The organism is Vibrio sp. NC2, from assembly GCF_025195005.1.
GTDB lineage: Bacteria > Pseudomonadota > Gammaproteobacteria > Enterobacterales > Vibrionaceae > Vibrio > Vibrio splendidus.
Genome location: NZ_JANVFC010000008.1, coordinates 1 through 16,722, shown reverse-complemented (window position 1 = coordinate 16,722; position 16,722 = coordinate 1). Strand labels below are relative to the sequence as shown.

General features: G+C 43.2%; 10 protein-coding genes. 5 read left to right on the top strand and 5 right to left on the bottom strand.

Annotated features, from left to right (window positions below; all coding sequences use genetic code 11):
* Position 1 precedes the first annotated feature (1 nt).
* The 5 genes from NX845_RS12390 to NX845_RS12370 all read left to right on the top strand — a co-directional run bounded on the left by NX845_RS12390 (position 2) and on the right by NX845_RS12370 (position 8,823).
* Positions 2 to 1,438: a chromosome partitioning protein ParA gene (locus tag NX845_RS12390; RefSeq protein ID WP_260256856.1), complete on the top strand. Its 1,437-nt coding sequence runs from the start codon at positions 2 to 4 to the stop codon at positions 1,436 to 1,438.
* Positions 1,438 to 2,010 carry a sigma-70 family RNA polymerase sigma factor gene (locus NX845_RS12385; protein WP_017095276.1) on the top strand — a complete coding sequence of 191 codons (573 nt, stop codon included), beginning with the start codon at positions 1,438 to 1,440 and terminating at the stop codon, positions 2,008 to 2,010. The genes NX845_RS12390 and NX845_RS12385 overlap by 1 nt, the downstream gene beginning before the upstream one ends.
* Before the next feature lie 3 nt (positions 2,011 to 2,013).
* Positions 2,014 to 3,567, top strand: coding sequence for a hypothetical protein (locus NX845_RS12380; RefSeq protein ID WP_017095275.1), 1,554 nt, complete (start codon positions 2,014 to 2,016; stop codon positions 3,565 to 3,567).
* A 426-nt stretch (positions 3,568 to 3,993) separates the two neighbouring features.
* Positions 3,994 to 6,324, top strand: a complete 2,331-nt coding sequence (locus tag NX845_RS12375) for a hypothetical protein (protein WP_260256855.1) — start codon at positions 3,994 to 3,996, stop codon at positions 6,322 to 6,324.
* Between the two features lie 240 nt (positions 6,325 to 6,564).
* On the top strand, positions 6,565 to 8,823 hold the full coding sequence (locus NX845_RS12370) for an Ig domain-containing protein (RefSeq protein WP_069595467.1): 2,259 nt from the start codon (positions 6,565 to 6,567) through the stop codon (positions 8,821 to 8,823).
* A 79-nt stretch (positions 8,824 to 8,902) separates the two neighbouring features.
* On the opposite strand, the gene NX845_RS12365 is transcribed toward NX845_RS12370, so the two are convergent.
* From NX845_RS12365 to NX845_RS12345, 5 genes are all read right to left on the bottom strand, one after another.
* Entirely contained in the window at positions 8,903 to 9,859 is a 957-nt protein-coding gene (locus NX845_RS12365; protein WP_260256854.1) for an SPOR domain-containing protein, read from the bottom strand.
* A gap of 187 nt (positions 9,860 to 10,046) precedes the next feature.
* Positions 10,047 to 10,985: an ABC transporter permease gene (locus NX845_RS12360; RefSeq protein WP_260256853.1), complete on the bottom strand. Its 939-nt coding sequence runs from the start codon at positions 10,983 to 10,985 to the stop codon at positions 10,047 to 10,049.
* Between the two features lie 2 nt (positions 10,986 to 10,987).
* Positions 10,988 to 11,965 (bottom strand): ABC transporter permease, encoded by a 978-nt coding sequence (locus NX845_RS12355; protein ID WP_004735540.1) that lies wholly within the window; start codon positions 11,963 to 11,965, stop codon positions 10,988 to 10,990.
* Positions 11,966 to 12,145: 180 nt separating this feature from the next.
* Positions 12,146 to 13,699 (bottom strand): ABC transporter substrate-binding protein, encoded by a 1,554-nt coding sequence (locus NX845_RS12350; RefSeq protein WP_004735538.1) that lies wholly within the window; start codon positions 13,697 to 13,699, stop codon positions 12,146 to 12,148.
* A gap of 94 nt (positions 13,700 to 13,793) precedes the next feature.
* The gene (locus tag NX845_RS12345) at positions 13,794 to 15,521 is read right to left on the bottom strand and encodes an ABC transporter ATP-binding protein (RefSeq protein ID WP_004735537.1); all 1,728 of its coding nucleotides are present in this window, start codon (positions 15,519 to 15,521) and stop codon (positions 13,794 to 13,796) included.
* Positions 15,522 to 16,722 lie beyond the last annotated feature (1,201 nt).

Below are 16,722 nucleotides of genomic sequence, written 5' to 3'. Positions count from 1 at the left end.
TATGAAAAAAACACTTCTCCTACTAATAACTCTCTATTCAACAAGTCTTTACATTCGTGCTAATGGTAGCGAACCTCTCACCGGGTATTTTATTGATTCCCCAGTATCAGGGCTTTACTACGAAACCAGCTCCAATCTTTCGGGCACCACTGATAAAGGTGCATTCCAATACAATTCAGGTGATATCGTCAGCTTTTTTATTGGCACCGACAATTCGGGTTACTTGCTGACAACGCTTTCGGGCCAGGAGGTAATAACACCAACCCTCTCGTCAACTCGTCCAAGCCGCAGCATCAACATGACTCGTTTACTTTTATCGCTTGATGATACTCCAGAACACCGCGATGAAATCATCTTAGCGAGTAAAGTTTTATCTGACGTAGAGTTTCAAAAGAAGCTCAAAAATCTCGACTTAAGCTACTTAGATGCTCAAGAGTTAGGCATTGATCTTGTTTCAGTCAAAGAAGCGGCAAGACACCTCAACCAGAGCCAAGAATACATCAAGAATAACTTTGCCTCAGAGGAAATCATTTTTTCTCCGAAAGACAAAGTGCTTCATAATATTATTATTGCTAAGAAAGACTATGCCGGACGCGCCTGCTTTTACGACTTAGCTCACCACACTAATCCAAAATACAAAGGTCCGATTGGAGAGCTTAGTTACCAAATCACAGACACAGAACTCATTCAGTTCCCAGGAACCGGCGACTATTTTAACGGATGTAACCTACGCCCTTACCAGACACCCCAGAAGATCATTCGCGAGCCATTATCCAACAGCGATGGTTGGACAGGCTTTACCAGTTGCGCTCAAAAAGGCTGCACACGCCATGATTTGAGTGGATTCTCAATTGAAGACTACAACGATGAAGGGGACTGGAAGTACCGTACCGTTGCATTGGATTTTGATACAGAAACTGAGCTATTGATGGAAAAAACCCAAGGTTTGGGACAGAAAGAACACATCCGTCACTCAAACAAAGCTGAGATGATTTGGTTTACCTACACCACTGATCGCGGTAATCACATCCCTTATGAAGGTGTTTGGCAACATACTCAGTATCAACAAGCCGACATCATAAATGAGTGCCTACTCATCAAAGATAAACGCATTTTTCTTGGCCCAAGCGACACTGAGACATGCTCAACAAACCACCAGCAATACACGCAAGAGGTTACAGAAAATTTTGGAGATATGTGGTGGCTGACTAACCCAGAGCCTACAACTTCTCTTGCCCAGATGAATGTCACCGTGCGTTGGTATGACTCAGTACCACAGCAACATTTCACTGCATGGGAATATTTACCTGCAGGTCAAGATTGGGACCAAGGCATACTCTATAGATTCAAACAAAAAATTTCGCTAAACCCTGATAAATCCCATAATATCAGCACCCTATCAGTTTCTGAATTTACCAAGGTGAGGTCTAACAGCTAATGGCAACTGCAACTCCAGATATCACACAAATCATCCAACAATGGCAATCCGGCGATAAAAGTGCCGAAACCGATTTATATCAATTCGCTTACTTACAACTAAGACACATTGCTCAACAAGAACGGTCTCGCAGCGCCCAAAAATATGGTACTGATAATCAAGTACTGAGCGACAGCATGAACAGCACGACTGCTTTGATTCATGACGCTTACCTGAAGATCTCCTCGTCTGACCTTCAATCGATCAAAAATAAAAAAGACTTTTTCCTTATGGTTGCAAAAGTGATGCGCCAGATTTTAATCGATAATGCTCGCCACCTTCAGGCAAAAAAACGCCAACAGATAACCATACTGAGCGACAGCCAAGACGATAGGTTCGAGCAATTAATGATCATGGATAAAGCGATAGATAACTTCAGTATTCATTATCCACGGCAGTCTCAAGCCCTCAAGCTCAAGTACTTGATGGGTATGAAAAATAGAGAGATCAGCGAGCTCCTAGAGTGTAGTGCAAGTCTGATTGAGAAAGATCTCAAGTTCTCTCGCTGTTGGCTACAGAGCAAATTGGTATAACGCATGAAAAAACGTGTATCTCTTGTTGTGTTAGTTGGGTGTAGTAGTTTGTTTGGGCTTCCATCATGGTTAGCTTCACAAGAACCGTCCACTCAGTCATTGTTAAAAGAAACCAAGTCATCGTTATCCGACCCGGCGTCCTCTAGGACTGGCTCAAACGAGGCTGCTTCCACTCCATCGAATGATTCAGCAGCATCCCTAAAGGCTTTCATTGAAAGTAAACCAAAACAGACGCTCAAGGTCGTGGCTACCTCTGCATTGACTGCCTCCGGGGAGCCTGAGTTTTTACGAGAAGAATTCATACCAATTGACACTGTTACTCAAACGTTGATTGTGTCAAATGAAGGCGAACGAACAGACCGCAATCAAAAACCACGAGTAAACTCAGCGATCCAACAGAGTATTCAACACGAAATCAATCAATGGCCCTTAACGGAAAACTCTCCGATTAACCACTCGGTTGATATTACAGGACTATTTGAAGATCCTGATGATGACCTACTGACGACACAAGTCGCCGTTAATCACCCGAAGTTCTCAGTTTCGAATCTCGGCGAAAAGACAAGCATCCAAGGCACCCCAAAAGTAGGTGAGGCGCCAACTCAGCTTATTGCTCGAGCCAAAGATAATTACCATGGTTCAGAAGAGAATGCATGGGTTACAACCCGCTTTTCTCTCCCTTCGATCTCTTCAGGGCTTGAGGAAGATGGTTTGCACCCTTTGATTGGTGACACTTGGTATCGACTGGAAACCAACCATCGATTTTCAGGCAAGACTTACAATTATGAAAAGGTATACTGCGAAGCTTTTAAATTTATCAATGATGAAGTGTTCTTCGCATCTTCGAACACCTTAACCACCTGCCCGAATGAATATGAACTGCGTATAGTCGGGAGTTATCAGGTTGATGGCGATACTCTTATCGTCTCTAGCACCCAGTCGATATTTGATAATGACATGCGCTGGAAAATCTTAGAGACGTACCCAAGTCACCCTACTTTCACCACCGCTCATGTGGCACAAGTGAAAATGAACAATGACTATGAAACTTATACGCTCGCCTCAAAAACTCAAATAGAACAGCGTATAAATACCACAACAGGCTTAGAAGCGCTGCAGATGACTATGCAGAACTACATGTATCTCGCCAACGATGGCCAATACTACCTTGGTTGGTATGGCATGCACATTGGTAATTACCAACTAAAAGACCCCACCTGGCCGGACAAGATGGATGGCGACCTCAATATACAGTCTTACAATACAACGGTTATTTGCGAAGATTTACTCAACAAGTTTGATCACTATTCTATCGGCGGGCAAGGGGTGTACGGTGAGATCATCGGACAAACCATCGGTGAGGCCTATGAACCTATCGAGTGTGATGAGCAGCCATTGGGCAACCTTCAATACTCTTACTTTGATGTCGACTTTCTCGAATTCGATGAATTCAAGCATGGGGAAGTCTTTAGCATAATCCTTCGCCCTAAAACTGAGTGGCGTCATAAAGTCGAAGAGATCAAACTCAATGTTCAATATCTAGACCCTAACGCCTAGAAGTTCCAAAGAGCCTGTAAGCCTGTAAGCCTGTACTGAATATATAAGTATCGGCTTCAGGTAAGGTCGCATTTTTTTGTTCTGTTACGTAATCTGTACACACTCCATCAACCATGGTTTTACAATACATGGTCATCACAGTTTCAGTATCCGATTGGAAGCGTTTCTCATAACCAAACACCGCATACTAACCCAATGTAACCCCTACATCATTTCATAACTCACCGTTCCTTCGACATCCGCTTGATAACGACAGTCGTAAACTCGAAACCTATAAATAAAATCAAATATATTTTATGGATTTTTTCAGAATTTACGTGTGTTGATAAAACGATCTATACCCAGTAAAACATTCACCAGGGAAATATAAAACTCAAAACAATAAGCAAACAGAGCTTGGCTAGAGCTCTTTACAAAGGATATGACATGAAAAAAGTTAGTTTACTAGCAGCGTCAGTGGCTTTCGCCCTAACAGGCTGTGGTGGTTCAGATGGTGATTCAACTTCGCCTTCTCCGAGCGGTGTAACAATTACAGGTTTTGATGGTTACTTTAACCAAGCGGTTGTGTTTGATGATAAAAACAACAATGGCGTTTTGGACATTGGATCTGACGTTATTTTCGGTCTTACTAACGACCAAGGCCAAATTGAGATATCTGGCGACGTTTCAGGTGCACTAGCACTTCAAACACTAACACCTAGCGGCGCAGTGCAAACTGCACTTGCGAACCACGATAGCAGCAAATACGCGGGCAAATACACAATCGATATGGATCACCCAGCTCAAGCAATGGCTCATGAGCTTGTGTTCCGAGCTCCAACTTCATCGGATGTAATCTCTCCAATTACCGATTTAGTTGCGATTGAAATGGCAAAAGGCACAGACGCTGCGCCAGTGACTGAAGAAGAAGCAGTAGCGATTGTTAGCACTGCGTTAGGTGGCACAGAAGAAGCGCCTATCGACCCTTACTCTGATTTCGTTTCAGGTGCTGATGCAAATGCTGAACTACACAAAACAGCACAGATCCTAACGGAATCGAAAGCGGCTAACCCTACTACTTATGTAGAAAAATCCGAGCAGTTTGCAAAAAAAGCAGATGCGATCGTTGATACGCTAACTCCAGCACAACTAGCAGACAACAATTTAAAACCAGTTATTGGAGATAATGCAGCTCCTGGTGACGATCTTGACCCTGTTGTTGTAGCCAACAATAAGCTGGTTGTAACAGCAAGCGTTTTAGAAACAGAGCAAGGTAAAATCTCAATACTAGAAGAGAATGGTAGCTCATCAAATATCGTTCTTGATATAACGGGCTTATTTGTTGATAAAGACCAAAACCTAATCACACCAGTTGTTACTCACAACATCCCAGCAGCAAGCGGTATTGTTGTCACTCTAACAGATAATACTCTGACTCTATTCGCATCAGATTACATCAATGCTTCTGGTGACTTTGAAGTTACTTTAACGGCAGAAGATAAAGACTTAACACCGGAAGTCGTTGGCTCTGCGATCGCGACTTTCAACGTTAAAATTGAAGCTGCGAACCAAGTTCCTACTGTTGACCATGCGGAATATAATGTTTTACAAGCTGAAATTAGCAACTGGCAGCTAGAGGTTGGCGTTCCATTCGAACAAACCATCAATATTGTAAACCTATTCACAGACAAAGATGGTGACATTGTTTCTTACCGTACTGGTGCTATGACAATCCCAGGGCTAACTGTATCTCCACAAGAAGGTACGAACCCAATCATTACCATTTCGGGTACGCCAACCAAAGCAACGGCTGCTGACGCTTCTGAAGCATTCATGGTTGGTGGTGTTGATAACGAAGGCGCTGCAGCTTACCAAGAAATGTTGATACCTAAAGTCGCTGAAGGTGTGGTTCCAGAACCAGACCTTCACCCTCTAGAAGGTAAGACTTGGTACATGCTAGAGCACGGTAGTTCAAACGGTGAAAATGAGCAGAACTACGCAAGCATCTGGTGTGATTCAATCAAGTTTGAAGACGGCATTGTACTAGGCAACGTAAGAAGCATCGCAAATAAAACAAGCTGTTCTGCTGCTGATACTCAAACTGAAAATGCAACTTACGAAGTTATCGACGGTAAGCTTTTTGCGACATTTGAGTTCGTAGAAGATGGACAAAACCTAGTTGAAACCTTCCAAGTCGAAGTGTTTGAAGACGCAGATGATATTTCTACTGGTGCTAAAACAATCATTCACCGAATGAAAGACTTTACTGAAGATTCAGCAGAACGATACACATATTTCAGCAATAAAGCAGACATCGAAAAGCGCATCAATGTGACATCTGAAATGTCAGGTGATGAGCGCGGCTTTAACGCTTACTTACCAGCAGAAGCAGACATAACTTACAACCTTGGCGTTATTACTTTATCGCTAACTGAAGATATAAGTAACGGTGATGAAGGTACTATGGACGCAAATTTATACTTTGATGTTCCAAACAATGATTTTACATGTAAAACCGTTAAAGAATTCTTCTCAGGCTTTTACTTCACAGGTGAAGATATTGATTCACTGCAATCTAAAGAGTTCAATAGCACACCGATTGAGTGCTACACAAATGAAGAAAACGGCGTCAACTATGCATCTGTTGACTTTGACTTACCAGCACTAACTGTTAATAACGTATACAGCGTAATTGGTAAGGTAAAAGACAGCGATAGCGAATACCTAGAAGCAGTTAAATTCAACATTGAATGGACAGGCATATCTAACAAAGACTAACGGAACACATTGATGTCAATACCCCGCTCCGGCGGGGTTTTCATTCCCACAGCCAATACGATCAACCCCGAACATACACATTGCAAATAACCAATTCCACAAATTGTTTTTAATGACAATTTTTACGGATTTTCTATTAATTTTCGTATCTTGCACCTACCGAATACAAGCTGTAAAAACTAGCCCGTTTTTATATAACTTCAAAAAAATAATAGATTTCACTCGGTAAGGATGGAAAGAATGAAGAAGGTTAGTTTACTAGCAGCGTCAGTGGCTATTGCATTATCAGGTTGTGGCGGTTCAGATGGTGGTTCATCTGACGAAGCAACCCCAGGCGGTATCGTGATTACTGCCATCGATGGTTACTTAGAAAATGCACAAGTTTGGATTGATACAAACGGCAACCTAAAACTAGATTCAGAAGATAAACAGCTTGATAGCAACACCAATGAAAACGGTGAAATTACTCTTCCAAATGAGTACAAAGACAAAGCTGTTTTTATTAAAGCAATTGCTGGTCAAACTATCGATAAAACTCGCGGCTTAGTAAACTCCGACTTTGAATTAGCAACAACTGCTGGTGCTACTGTTGTTAGCCCGATGACCAATATGGTTGTTGAGCAAATGGAAGCAAACAGCAGCCTTACTCTAGAACAATCTCGAGAGAATGTGGTGAAGTCAATCACTGACTCAGGACTTGAAGCGTCTGACACTCTGATTTTTGGTGACTACATTGCTGATGAATCACAAGAAGCAGAAGCACTTAACGTCATAGGTGAGACATTAGTCGACAACTCAACCATTTCTGTTGAGCAACAGCTACAGCTAACCAATTCTATCGCAGAAGAAACGAAAAAGATTATCGATGATCCAACCGAGAACCTAAAAGATTTCTCTCCTGTTGTTGAAGTACCTGAAGATGGTGGCGCACCTATTGTCACGCCAAACTCTCGCCCTACGCACGACCAAGCCGATGGTCACCTAAACCCTGTTGTTATTATTAAAGGTGATGCTTGGGCTCCTATTGATACGTCTCTTAACTTTAGTGATGCTGAAAGCGATACCTTAACTTATGAGCTAAAAGAGCTTACAGGGACGTTAAATGGTCTGAACATTGATAGTACAACTGGTGTTATTGGTGGAAAGCTCGAAGCAGCAGGTGAGTTCAATTACCAAATATTCGCAAAAGATGCTCATCAATCACTGTCTTACCCTTTAAATCTAAAAGTAACGGTTGAAGCGGACAATACAGCACCTGTCCTAAACAAAGCAGAACAAGCGCGCCTTCAGTTAGAAGAAATAGATACTTGGTACCTGCAAGAGGGGGAGGCTTTCTCTCAAGATATCGACATTAGCAACCTATTTACTGACGCTGATGGTCATATTCGCCGTACAAGCGTTGGACTTGGCGGTGTCGTTCCTGGCCTATCAAGCGATACGGATCTAGAAAATCTAATCATTACTATTTCTGGCACACCTGATCGCCCATGGAACCAAGCTGGCAAGATTACTATCTCTGTTACTGACAATGATGGTGCAGAGTCTGAAGAGTCTCTATTACTTATGCCTCACGTATTAGAAGGAGCTCCTATAGAGCCACCAGCACCAGAACTGGGATTTACGGAAGCACACTTCAACAACCAAGAGTGGAAGATGGGTAGTTTTGCTCCAAATGACGGTGAAATAGCTTACGCTAGTTTAATGAAGAACGACTCAACTGGTGGTTTGAAATTCTGCTGGGGCGCAACGAATGGTGACAATTCGCCTTATGAAGCGAACATAGGCTATAGCTTCAGAAATAGTGGATTAGGTCTTAACGACGGTAGTGAAATCATAGAGATGCTGTCCGAACTTGATGATGCAACTGGATACTTAGATTCTCAAGAGAAAGATTGCTGGCCTGTAAGTCTGAGCGATGGAAAGCTAGATGACGGCGAAAGTCGCTACGAAATGCTTTACCAAAAGAAAACGGAAGTAAATGGCGAAACCCAATATCAAATTCTTGTAAAGATCGGTACTGATGAACTGTTCTGGTTAGACTCAACAAACATGCCATTCGCTCATATTCAGCCTGTTGAGAATAAAGTAAACGAAGGTATCGTTGAATTTGATTTGATGGTAGAAAGCGAAGGTGAAGATGATAGCACGCAGCTAACATACAGTTTTGGCCAGTACAGCTATGACCAAACAACTTATGACTATGACTCTGTTATGCCAGAAGGTTTCCATACTCCGGGAGAGTGGACTCTAGTGGCTGATGATTTAAACAACCCACTACTACAAGCACAAGAAACGGGTGAAATGTCGGATTACAAAACTCGCTTCCGTTATATCGGTCGTGATTTTGGAGATTTTTACATCGGTATGAAATGGAGCCGTGAACCAGGTCAAGTACCAGGCCAAGTCTACCAATCAGCGCCTGAATACGGTCTGTTCTCTATTGATAAAGACAAAATGTTCAGCATTGTAAATAGCCTACCAATGATGTCAATTGACTAACATAAAAAAACCCCAGCACATCGCTGGGGTTTCTTTTGTCTGTGCCTTTCGGCCTACGGTAACTCCAAGACTCTTAACGCTACTTCACGCACATCACATTAAGCAATGAAGAACCTTTCAATTGGTTTACGTTTCCGTTGGTAAACAGGCCTTTTTTATCCGCTCCCCAATAAGGTAGATGCATTGGCCAGTTCTGTTTTTCCATAACTTTTGAGCTCAAGATGCTCTGCCATTGCTTTTCAGTCATCAGTTTCATGCTGACCTGATTACACACCAACTCAGCGCTATCGAAATCTAGGCGGCTCCAAGGCTTACCTTGCTCCATATAGAACTGCTGTTGATGGTCTAGAAGGTAAGGAATCGCATATTGGCTACCCGCAACATTGGCTGTCACACGGATCTCAATTTCCAAATCGTTGTCTGAATTCGCGTTACCGCTTGGTAGCGTCTGAATAGCTGCAGCATTCGTTACCGCTGCCGCTTGCTTCGCAGCCACAGGTTTCGGAGCAGGTTTTGGTTTTACAGGGGCCTTAGGCTTTACAGCTTTTGACTCTGCCGGTTTTGCAACGATAGGCTGTGATGAGGTTTTCGACTTATCGACCATGCGAATAAAGGCTTCACCATAACCGGGAACCTTGCGCACCTGAGCTAGGTCTTTTCTCGCATCAGAGAAGGTAGAATAAGGTCCGATTAAGCAACGATAATCTCCGCCTTCAGGCTTCATCCAAACGTTGGTCGAGATTTTCTCATATAGGGGCTTTGCTCGGTTCAGTGACAAAGGCTTATTCAGCAGACCACATTGAACCCAAAACAGCTCGTTATCTGAATGACGTTTAGGCGCCTTACTCCCCCAAACACCCTTGCCGATAGGACATGATTGCTCTAGCTGTGGTAATTGGTTAGTGCTTGCCTGAGTTGCATCACATAGAACCGACTCTGCACTCACTTGGCTCGAGACCAAAAGGGATGCAGCGATAAGCCCCATACGATAATTTCTCATCACAGCACGACATACAGCATTCATTGTCAATTTCATAACCACCACTTAAGCCCTTACGGGCTAATTATTACCGAATCTATGTCGATAAAACATGAATTCCATTTTAAGTATTATTGACACTATCAATGATACTAAGTTCCAGATCCATTAAGCAAAAAAAGAGCCGTAATTGCTTACGGCTCTTAATTTAGTGACTTTTTTATCTAAAAATCAATCAGAGCTATCACCCTTTATAAATTTTAGGGTTAAACACGTCACGTAACCAGTCGCCTAATAGGTTAATAACTAGAACCAATGTTATCAAAAGCACACCTGGGAATGCTGTGATCCACCATGCTCCTGAGAAAATGTAGTTAAAACCTGTACTGATCAGAGCACCCAGTGATGGTTGGTCTACCGGAAGACCTAAACCTAGGAAAGAAAGTGCCGCTTCTGACATGATGGCATTTGCCACCTGTACCGTAGAGATAACCAAAATTGGAGATAAACAGTTGGGCAGAATATGACGGAACATGATGCGAGGCGCTCTAAAGCCCATCACACGTGCCGCTTCTACGTATTCTTTCTTCTTCTCAGCCAATACCGATGCACGAATCGTACGAGCATACTGCGGCCATTCCGCAATACCGATGATCACCACCAGCATAACAACGGCATATTGCGCATAGAAGTCGCTGCCGAAGCTAGCCTTAAAGATGGCCGAGACAATGATCGCAACCATCATGGTTGAGAACGAAAGCTGAACATCAGCAAAACGCATCAAGAAGCTATCAATACGGCCACCGAAATAACCCGCAGACAAACCAATGATGATACCAAGCGTCAGTTGTAGGCCTACCGCTAAGAAACCAATGGTCAGTGATAAGCGCGAACCGTAAAGCATAGTAGATAAAATATCACGGCCTTGCTCATCCGTTCCGAGCAAGAAACGTTCTTCGCCATCTTCCATCCATGATGGTGGAAGCTCTGAATCCATGATATCAATCGATGTCACGTCGTACGGGTCTGTTGGCGCTAGAATAGGTGCTGCTAATGCCATCACTAAAAAGATTGAGAAAATGGCGAAACTCACCATTGCCACTTTGTCGCGTAAGAAGTAATACACAAGGTCTGATTGCTTAAAACGTTCCCAGCGAGACGGCACTGTCGATGTCTGTTCCATGATTATGCTCCTTTCCCTGTGATGTTAACGGTTGGGTTGATAACACCGTAAAGCAAATCAACAATCGTGTTAGTCACTACGAAAATAAGACCAACAAAAATAACGTATGCGGTAATCAGTGGTGTATCTACACGGTTGATCGCTTCTAAAAATAAGAAACCTGTGCCGGGCCACTGGAAAACCGTTTCAGTAAGAATGGTGTATGCCACCATAGTACCAATCTGAACACCACCAACAGTAAGAACCGGTAGCATGGTGTTTTTCAATGCGTGTTGGTAATAGATTTTGTTTAGCGCTAAGCCTTTCGCTTTACCAAACTTAATGTATTCAGAACTTAGAACTTCTAGCATTTCAGAACGAACTAGACGAATAAACAAAGGCAGCATGATAGATGCCAGTGCAATGCTCGGCAGTACTAAGTGTGCAAGGCCATCGAGCGTTAAGAAGCCAGACTCCCAACCAAACCAGTTTGCAGTATCACCACGTCCAAATGACGGTAGCCAACCTAGCTCAATAGAGAACACATACATCAGCATGATTGCAGTTAAGAAAACAGGTACCGAGATGCCGATACTACTGCCCGCCATGACCAATTTAGTGAAGAAACTTTTTGGGTGTATTGCAGAATAAACGCCTAATGGAATCGACAGACAAACAATAATCAGAGAAGCACCGAACACAAGTTCAAGCGTCGCGACCAATTTGTCTAAAATTACGTCCACAGCAGGGCGTTTAAAGAAATATGAAGTACCAAGATCACCTTGTAGGGCTGCGCCTATAAAGCGAGTATATTTTGTAACGAAGGGATCATTTAAGCCGAGTTCATCGCGTAGCGCTTGACGCTCCGCCTCTGAAACAGATTGACCGACTAACTCACGTAACGGGTCGCCCAGGTTATCCTGAATGGCAAACGCCACCAAACTGATCACAAACATCACTATCAGTGCCTGAAACAGGCGCTTGACCAGAAACGTAACCATTCCTTGCCCCTTATCTATCCATGACTGTCTAATCGAAATCCGCGACTAGACAACAAAAAATTCAGTCTTAAAAAAGGTATTTAGCCAGACTGAAGGAAGACCAAATACCGAAACTTAAATCTATATCTTAATAATATTGAGAGCCTGAAAGCTTCAGGCTCTCGATTCTAGCAAGCTAGATTATTTTACAACTAGGTCGCCGAAGTAAGGCATAACCATTGGGTTTACTACGTCTGCTGCACCTACGTTAGATTTCGCGCCCCACGCTTCACTTTGCCAGTGTAGAGGTACGAATACTGCATCGTTGTAAAGTGTTGCTTCAACGCCTTTCAGCATCTTAGAACGCTTAACAGGGTCAGTTTCAGTGTTAGAAGCTTCTACAATCGCATCCATTTCTGGGTTTGAGTAACCAGAACAGTTGTATTGACCACGGCCAGTCTCTTCGTTACGAGTCATCGTTAGGAACTCGTTGAAGTTAGCTGAATCTTCTGTATCTGAGTGCCAGCCGATCATCATCATGTCTGCTGAACATAGGTCAAACTCAGGCCAGTACTGTGCTTTAGGCATAGTCTTAAGATCAACTTTGATACCAATCTTAGACAGCATTGCCGCAGACGCTTGCGCTACTTTCGCATCGTTCACGTAACGGTTGTTAGGCGCTGCCATAGTTAGTGTAAAGCCATCTTCGTAGCCCGCTTCTTTCATCAGCTCTTTCGCTTTTTTCAGATCGTAACGAGGAACTAGATCTTCGTTGTGACCCGCGTAGCCTGTTGGGCTTTGCTGACCAGCAGCTGTCGCGAAACCTTTCATGATTTTCTTAACAATACCTTCATTGTTAATCGCATGAACGATTGCTTGACGAACGCGCACATCTTTCAGTGCTTCGTTGCTGTTTTGGTTCATTTGGAACGTAATGATACGAGTACCAGGTAGCGTTACTAGATCGATGTTCTTAGCGTTTTTAACACGCTTGTGATCGTTTGGTGCTACAGGGTGAATCATATCCACGTCACCAGAAAGAAGTGCTGCTACACGCGTTGCATCTTCTTTGATTGGCACAAGTGTTAGCTTGTCTACGTTGCCTTCAGTTTCTGTGTCCCAGTAATCGTTGAAACGTTCGAACGTTACTTTAACGCCTTGCTCACGTTGAGTTACGATGAATGGGCCAGTACCTGAAACGTTAGTCGAAGCGAACGAGTTACCGTGCTTAACTAGCTCAGATTTATCATTACCTTCCGCTGTCTGACCAGAGTAGAACTTGCTGTCCATTGGGAAGATGTAAGTTGCTGTTTGTAGTACTAGTGGGTAAGCCGCTTTTGATATTAGCTCAACTGTGTAGTCATCCACTTTTACCATTTTTTCGTATGGCGTGAAGATAGACTTAAAGTCTGGAGAAGCTTGTAGACGTTCAAAAGTCCACACAACATCATCAGCAGTCAGTTCGTTACCAGAGTGGAATTTCACACCTTTACGTAGATTAAAACGGAAAGTCGTATCATCAACACGCTCCCAGCTAGATGCTAGGCGGCCTTCAAAATCCATCTCTTGAGTGAAACGTACTAGAGGGTCAAACACCATGTGAGACATTTGCAGTGTGCCACCAGACAGCTGCTCGTGCGGGTCAAGTGATACTGGGTCAGCTGCGTAGCCAACGGTAATATCTGCTGCTGCTGCACTAAAGCTTAGGCCAGCTGCCATTAAAGCTACTGCTAATTTGCTTTTCATGGTTTTCATTGCATAACTCCTTCATGCGGGAATCCAGATCCCTAGTTGTTGTATTTGCGTCTGTTTATTGTTTTTAGCAAGCCAAACTCCAGCCTGCTGATTTTTATATCGCGGCTTTTGCCACTGCTTTTTCTTCTCTTAAACCCGTAAATTCAGGCATTAAAGAAATTAGGTGTTTGCTGTATTCATGCTGAGGTGATTGAAACAGCTGCTCTGTTGGCGCTACTTCCAATAGTTCTCCCATTTGCATCACACCAACACGATCACACATTTGACGAATAACCGGTAAATCGTGACTGATGAACAGCATAGTTAGGTTGAGCTCGTCTTGTAAGTCTTTTAATAGATTAAGAATCTGAGCCTGTACCGACACATCCAACGCCGACGTAGGTTCATCACAAATCAGAAGACGTGGGCGAGTTGCCAAGGCGCGAGCGATAGAAATACGCTGACGTTGGCCACCTGAGAATTCGTGTGGGTATTTAACTCCAGCCATCTTGCCTAAGCCAACGTGCTCTAGCAGGTCGTGAACGATCTGACGAGTTTCATTCTCGTTGCGCGTAAGCTTATGGAATCGGATAGGTTCAGCAATGATGTCGAAGATCTTCATTCGAGGGTTCATTGATGTGTATGGGTTTTGGAACACCATCTGCATTTGGCGACGCATTGGGCGACGCTCTTTCTCAGACTTAAGTCCAGTAAGGTCAATACCTTCAAAGGTCACTTTGCCTGAGTTGGGTGCGTACAAGCCAGCAATCACACGAGCAATCGTTGATTTACCCGAACCAGATTCACCCACAAGACCAAAAGTTTCACCTTCGTGTACTTCAAAGCTCACATTGTTTGACGCCTGAACGTACTCACGACGACTCTCAAAGAAAGAATCCTTAGTGGTAAAGCGTAAGTTGACGTTTTCAACATTCAACAACGGGCCAGTGTAATCACGATGATCTTGGCTTTGACCTAACCAGTGGTTTTTCACATCAAGTGGTTCCATCTCGTGCGCTTCTTCGATGTAGCTCACAAGAGGGAAACGATCGAGTTTACGATCTGAACGCGGAACCGCTGAGATAAGACTGTGCGTGTAAGGGTGTTCAGGAGTACCAAGGACTTTCGCCGTCGGGCCAAACTCAACTAAATCACCACGATACATAACCGCTACGCGATCGGTAACGTTAGATACGACACCCATGTCGTGCGTGACCAACATACAACCTACGTTCTTCTTAATACATAGGTCGCGAATTAAACCCAAAATCTGGTCTTGGATAGACACATCCAGTGCGGTTGTTGGTTCATCTGCGATGATTAAGTCAGGCTCACCTGCCAATGCGATCGCGATAACAACACGCTGACGCATACCGCCAGAGAATTGGTGTGGGTACTGCTTTAAACGGTTTTCTGGTTGCGGAATACCAACTTGATTCATCAAGTCTAATGAGCGTTGGTAAGCTTCTTGATCCGAAACCTTCATGTTGGCATGAATCGTTTCTTTTAACTGCTGCTCTACTGTGAATAGAGGGTTAAGAGAAGTCATTGGGTCTTGGAAGATAAAACCAATCTTTGAGCCGCGAACAGAACGCATCTGTTCAGGAGATAGGCCAGAGACTTTTTCGCCATCCAAAAATACCTCGCCGCTAGCAATGCGACCAGGAGGGCTCAGTAGATCGATCACAGCATTGCCTACTGTTGATTTACCGGCACCAGACTCCCCTACAACGCCAACAATCTCACCACGTTCAATGTTGAACGAAAGCGATTTAACTGCTGCGTGAACTCCATGACGAGATGGGTATTCGATACGAAGATTTTTTACTTCTAAAAGTGACATTACCAGACCTCTACTGCTTTGGCAGCTCTCTGCCCTGTCTGCAAAATTGAATCCATTCTTACCAGAATATTGTTCTGATATTTTATACGGTTGACAATTTGGCAAATAATTCACAGAAAAGCAACAAAAATAGGATAAAAAGTCGACATTAAACGCTTAACAAGCAAAAGCACCACATAACTATTCACCCAGAGAGCATATAGTAATAAAAATCAACATTCTATTGTCGATAATAAATACTCACAAATCCCTTACTACCACTTACTTGTAGAGTTAAATCTATGGTTAAAAGCAGATCTCACTACCAGTCACTAAAAACAAATAATTATTCCAAAAAACAATTAACACTATAGAAACAAACGCTAATTTTTGTCATTTAAGCAAACAAAACAACCAGATAGAAGCATATTAACCATATATATTACCCCTAACATCATTTCAGCGAATACCAACCAGTGAAACGAGAGACTTACTAAAATGGAGACGATTTTGAGCGACTTGATGTAAAGAAAACTGTCAAATACAGGCCTTAGAGAACATATTTAACGTCAAATTTCACTTTTCATAGAAATCTTTAGACCAAACCTATTAATTTGTCGAATGATTGGCGGTGAATTTTATATAAAATTAGATATCGATCAGCTCATTTAATAAAGCCGACACCTCTAGAAAAGCGCGATAATCTAGAAAAAAGGTAAGAGTTCTCCTGATACAAAGGATGGATTTAACGAAGGCCACATCAAGCAAGACATTGAAATATTTAGGGTATCAGTATTCAAAATCAAGAATAACTTCAACGACAGATGTCAAAAATCTCAACCTTTCGACTGAAGCCTCTATTGTGGTAAATAAAGAGAGATTCGGCACGGAAGCGCTTCCTGTGGCCTGACGAACCGCCGGGCTGGCGATTCAAGTCACAGCTCTCTGAACCCAAACCACCTAAACTCCAAACGTAAAAAGCCCCAGTCTTTCGACTGAGGCTTCGGCTTCTTAATATAGTCGGTTAAGAGAGGCGCGGCAGGGCTCCCTGCGGACTGGCGATCCAGCCCTGGACCCTCTTGGCACCAAATTATCTAAATTCCAGACGTAAAAAAGCCCCGTCATTTCTGACGAGGCTTCTTAAGGTGGTCGGTGAAGAGGGATTCGAACCCCCGACCCTCTGGTCCCAAACCAGATGCGCTACCAAGCTGCGCTATTCACC

Coding starts and splice junctions, on each gene's coding strand:
- NX845_RS12345 (WP_004735537.1), bottom strand. CDS start 15,521: ATGTCACTTTTAGAAGTAAAAAATCTTCGTATCGAATACCCATCTCGT.
- NX845_RS12365 (WP_260256854.1), bottom strand. CDS start 9,859: ATGAAATTGACAATGAATGCTGTATGTCGTGCTGTGATGAGAAATTAT.
- NX845_RS12390 (WP_260256856.1), top strand. CDS start 2: ATGAAAAAAACACTTCTCCTACTAATAACTCTCTATTCAACAAGTCTT.
- NX845_RS12380 (WP_017095275.1), top strand. CDS start 2,014: ATGAAAAAACGTGTATCTCTTGTTGTGTTAGTTGGGTGTAGTAGTTTG.
- NX845_RS12375 (WP_260256855.1), top strand. CDS start 3,994: ATGAAAAAAGTTAGTTTACTAGCAGCGTCAGTGGCTTTCGCCCTAACA.
- NX845_RS12385 (WP_017095276.1), top strand. CDS start 1,438: ATGGCAACTGCAACTCCAGATATCACACAAATCATCCAACAATGGCAA.
- NX845_RS12355 (WP_004735540.1), bottom strand. CDS start 11,965: ATGGTTACGTTTCTGGTCAAGCGCCTGTTTCAGGCACTGATAGTGATG.
- NX845_RS12370 (WP_069595467.1), top strand. CDS start 6,565: ATGAAGAAGGTTAGTTTACTAGCAGCGTCAGTGGCTATTGCATTATCA.
- NX845_RS12360 (WP_260256853.1), bottom strand. CDS start 10,985: ATGGAACAGACATCGACAGTGCCGTCTCGCTGGGAACGTTTTAAGCAA.
- NX845_RS12350 (WP_004735538.1), bottom strand. CDS start 13,699: ATGAAAACCATGAAAAGCAAATTAGCAGTAGCTTTAATGGCAGCTGGC.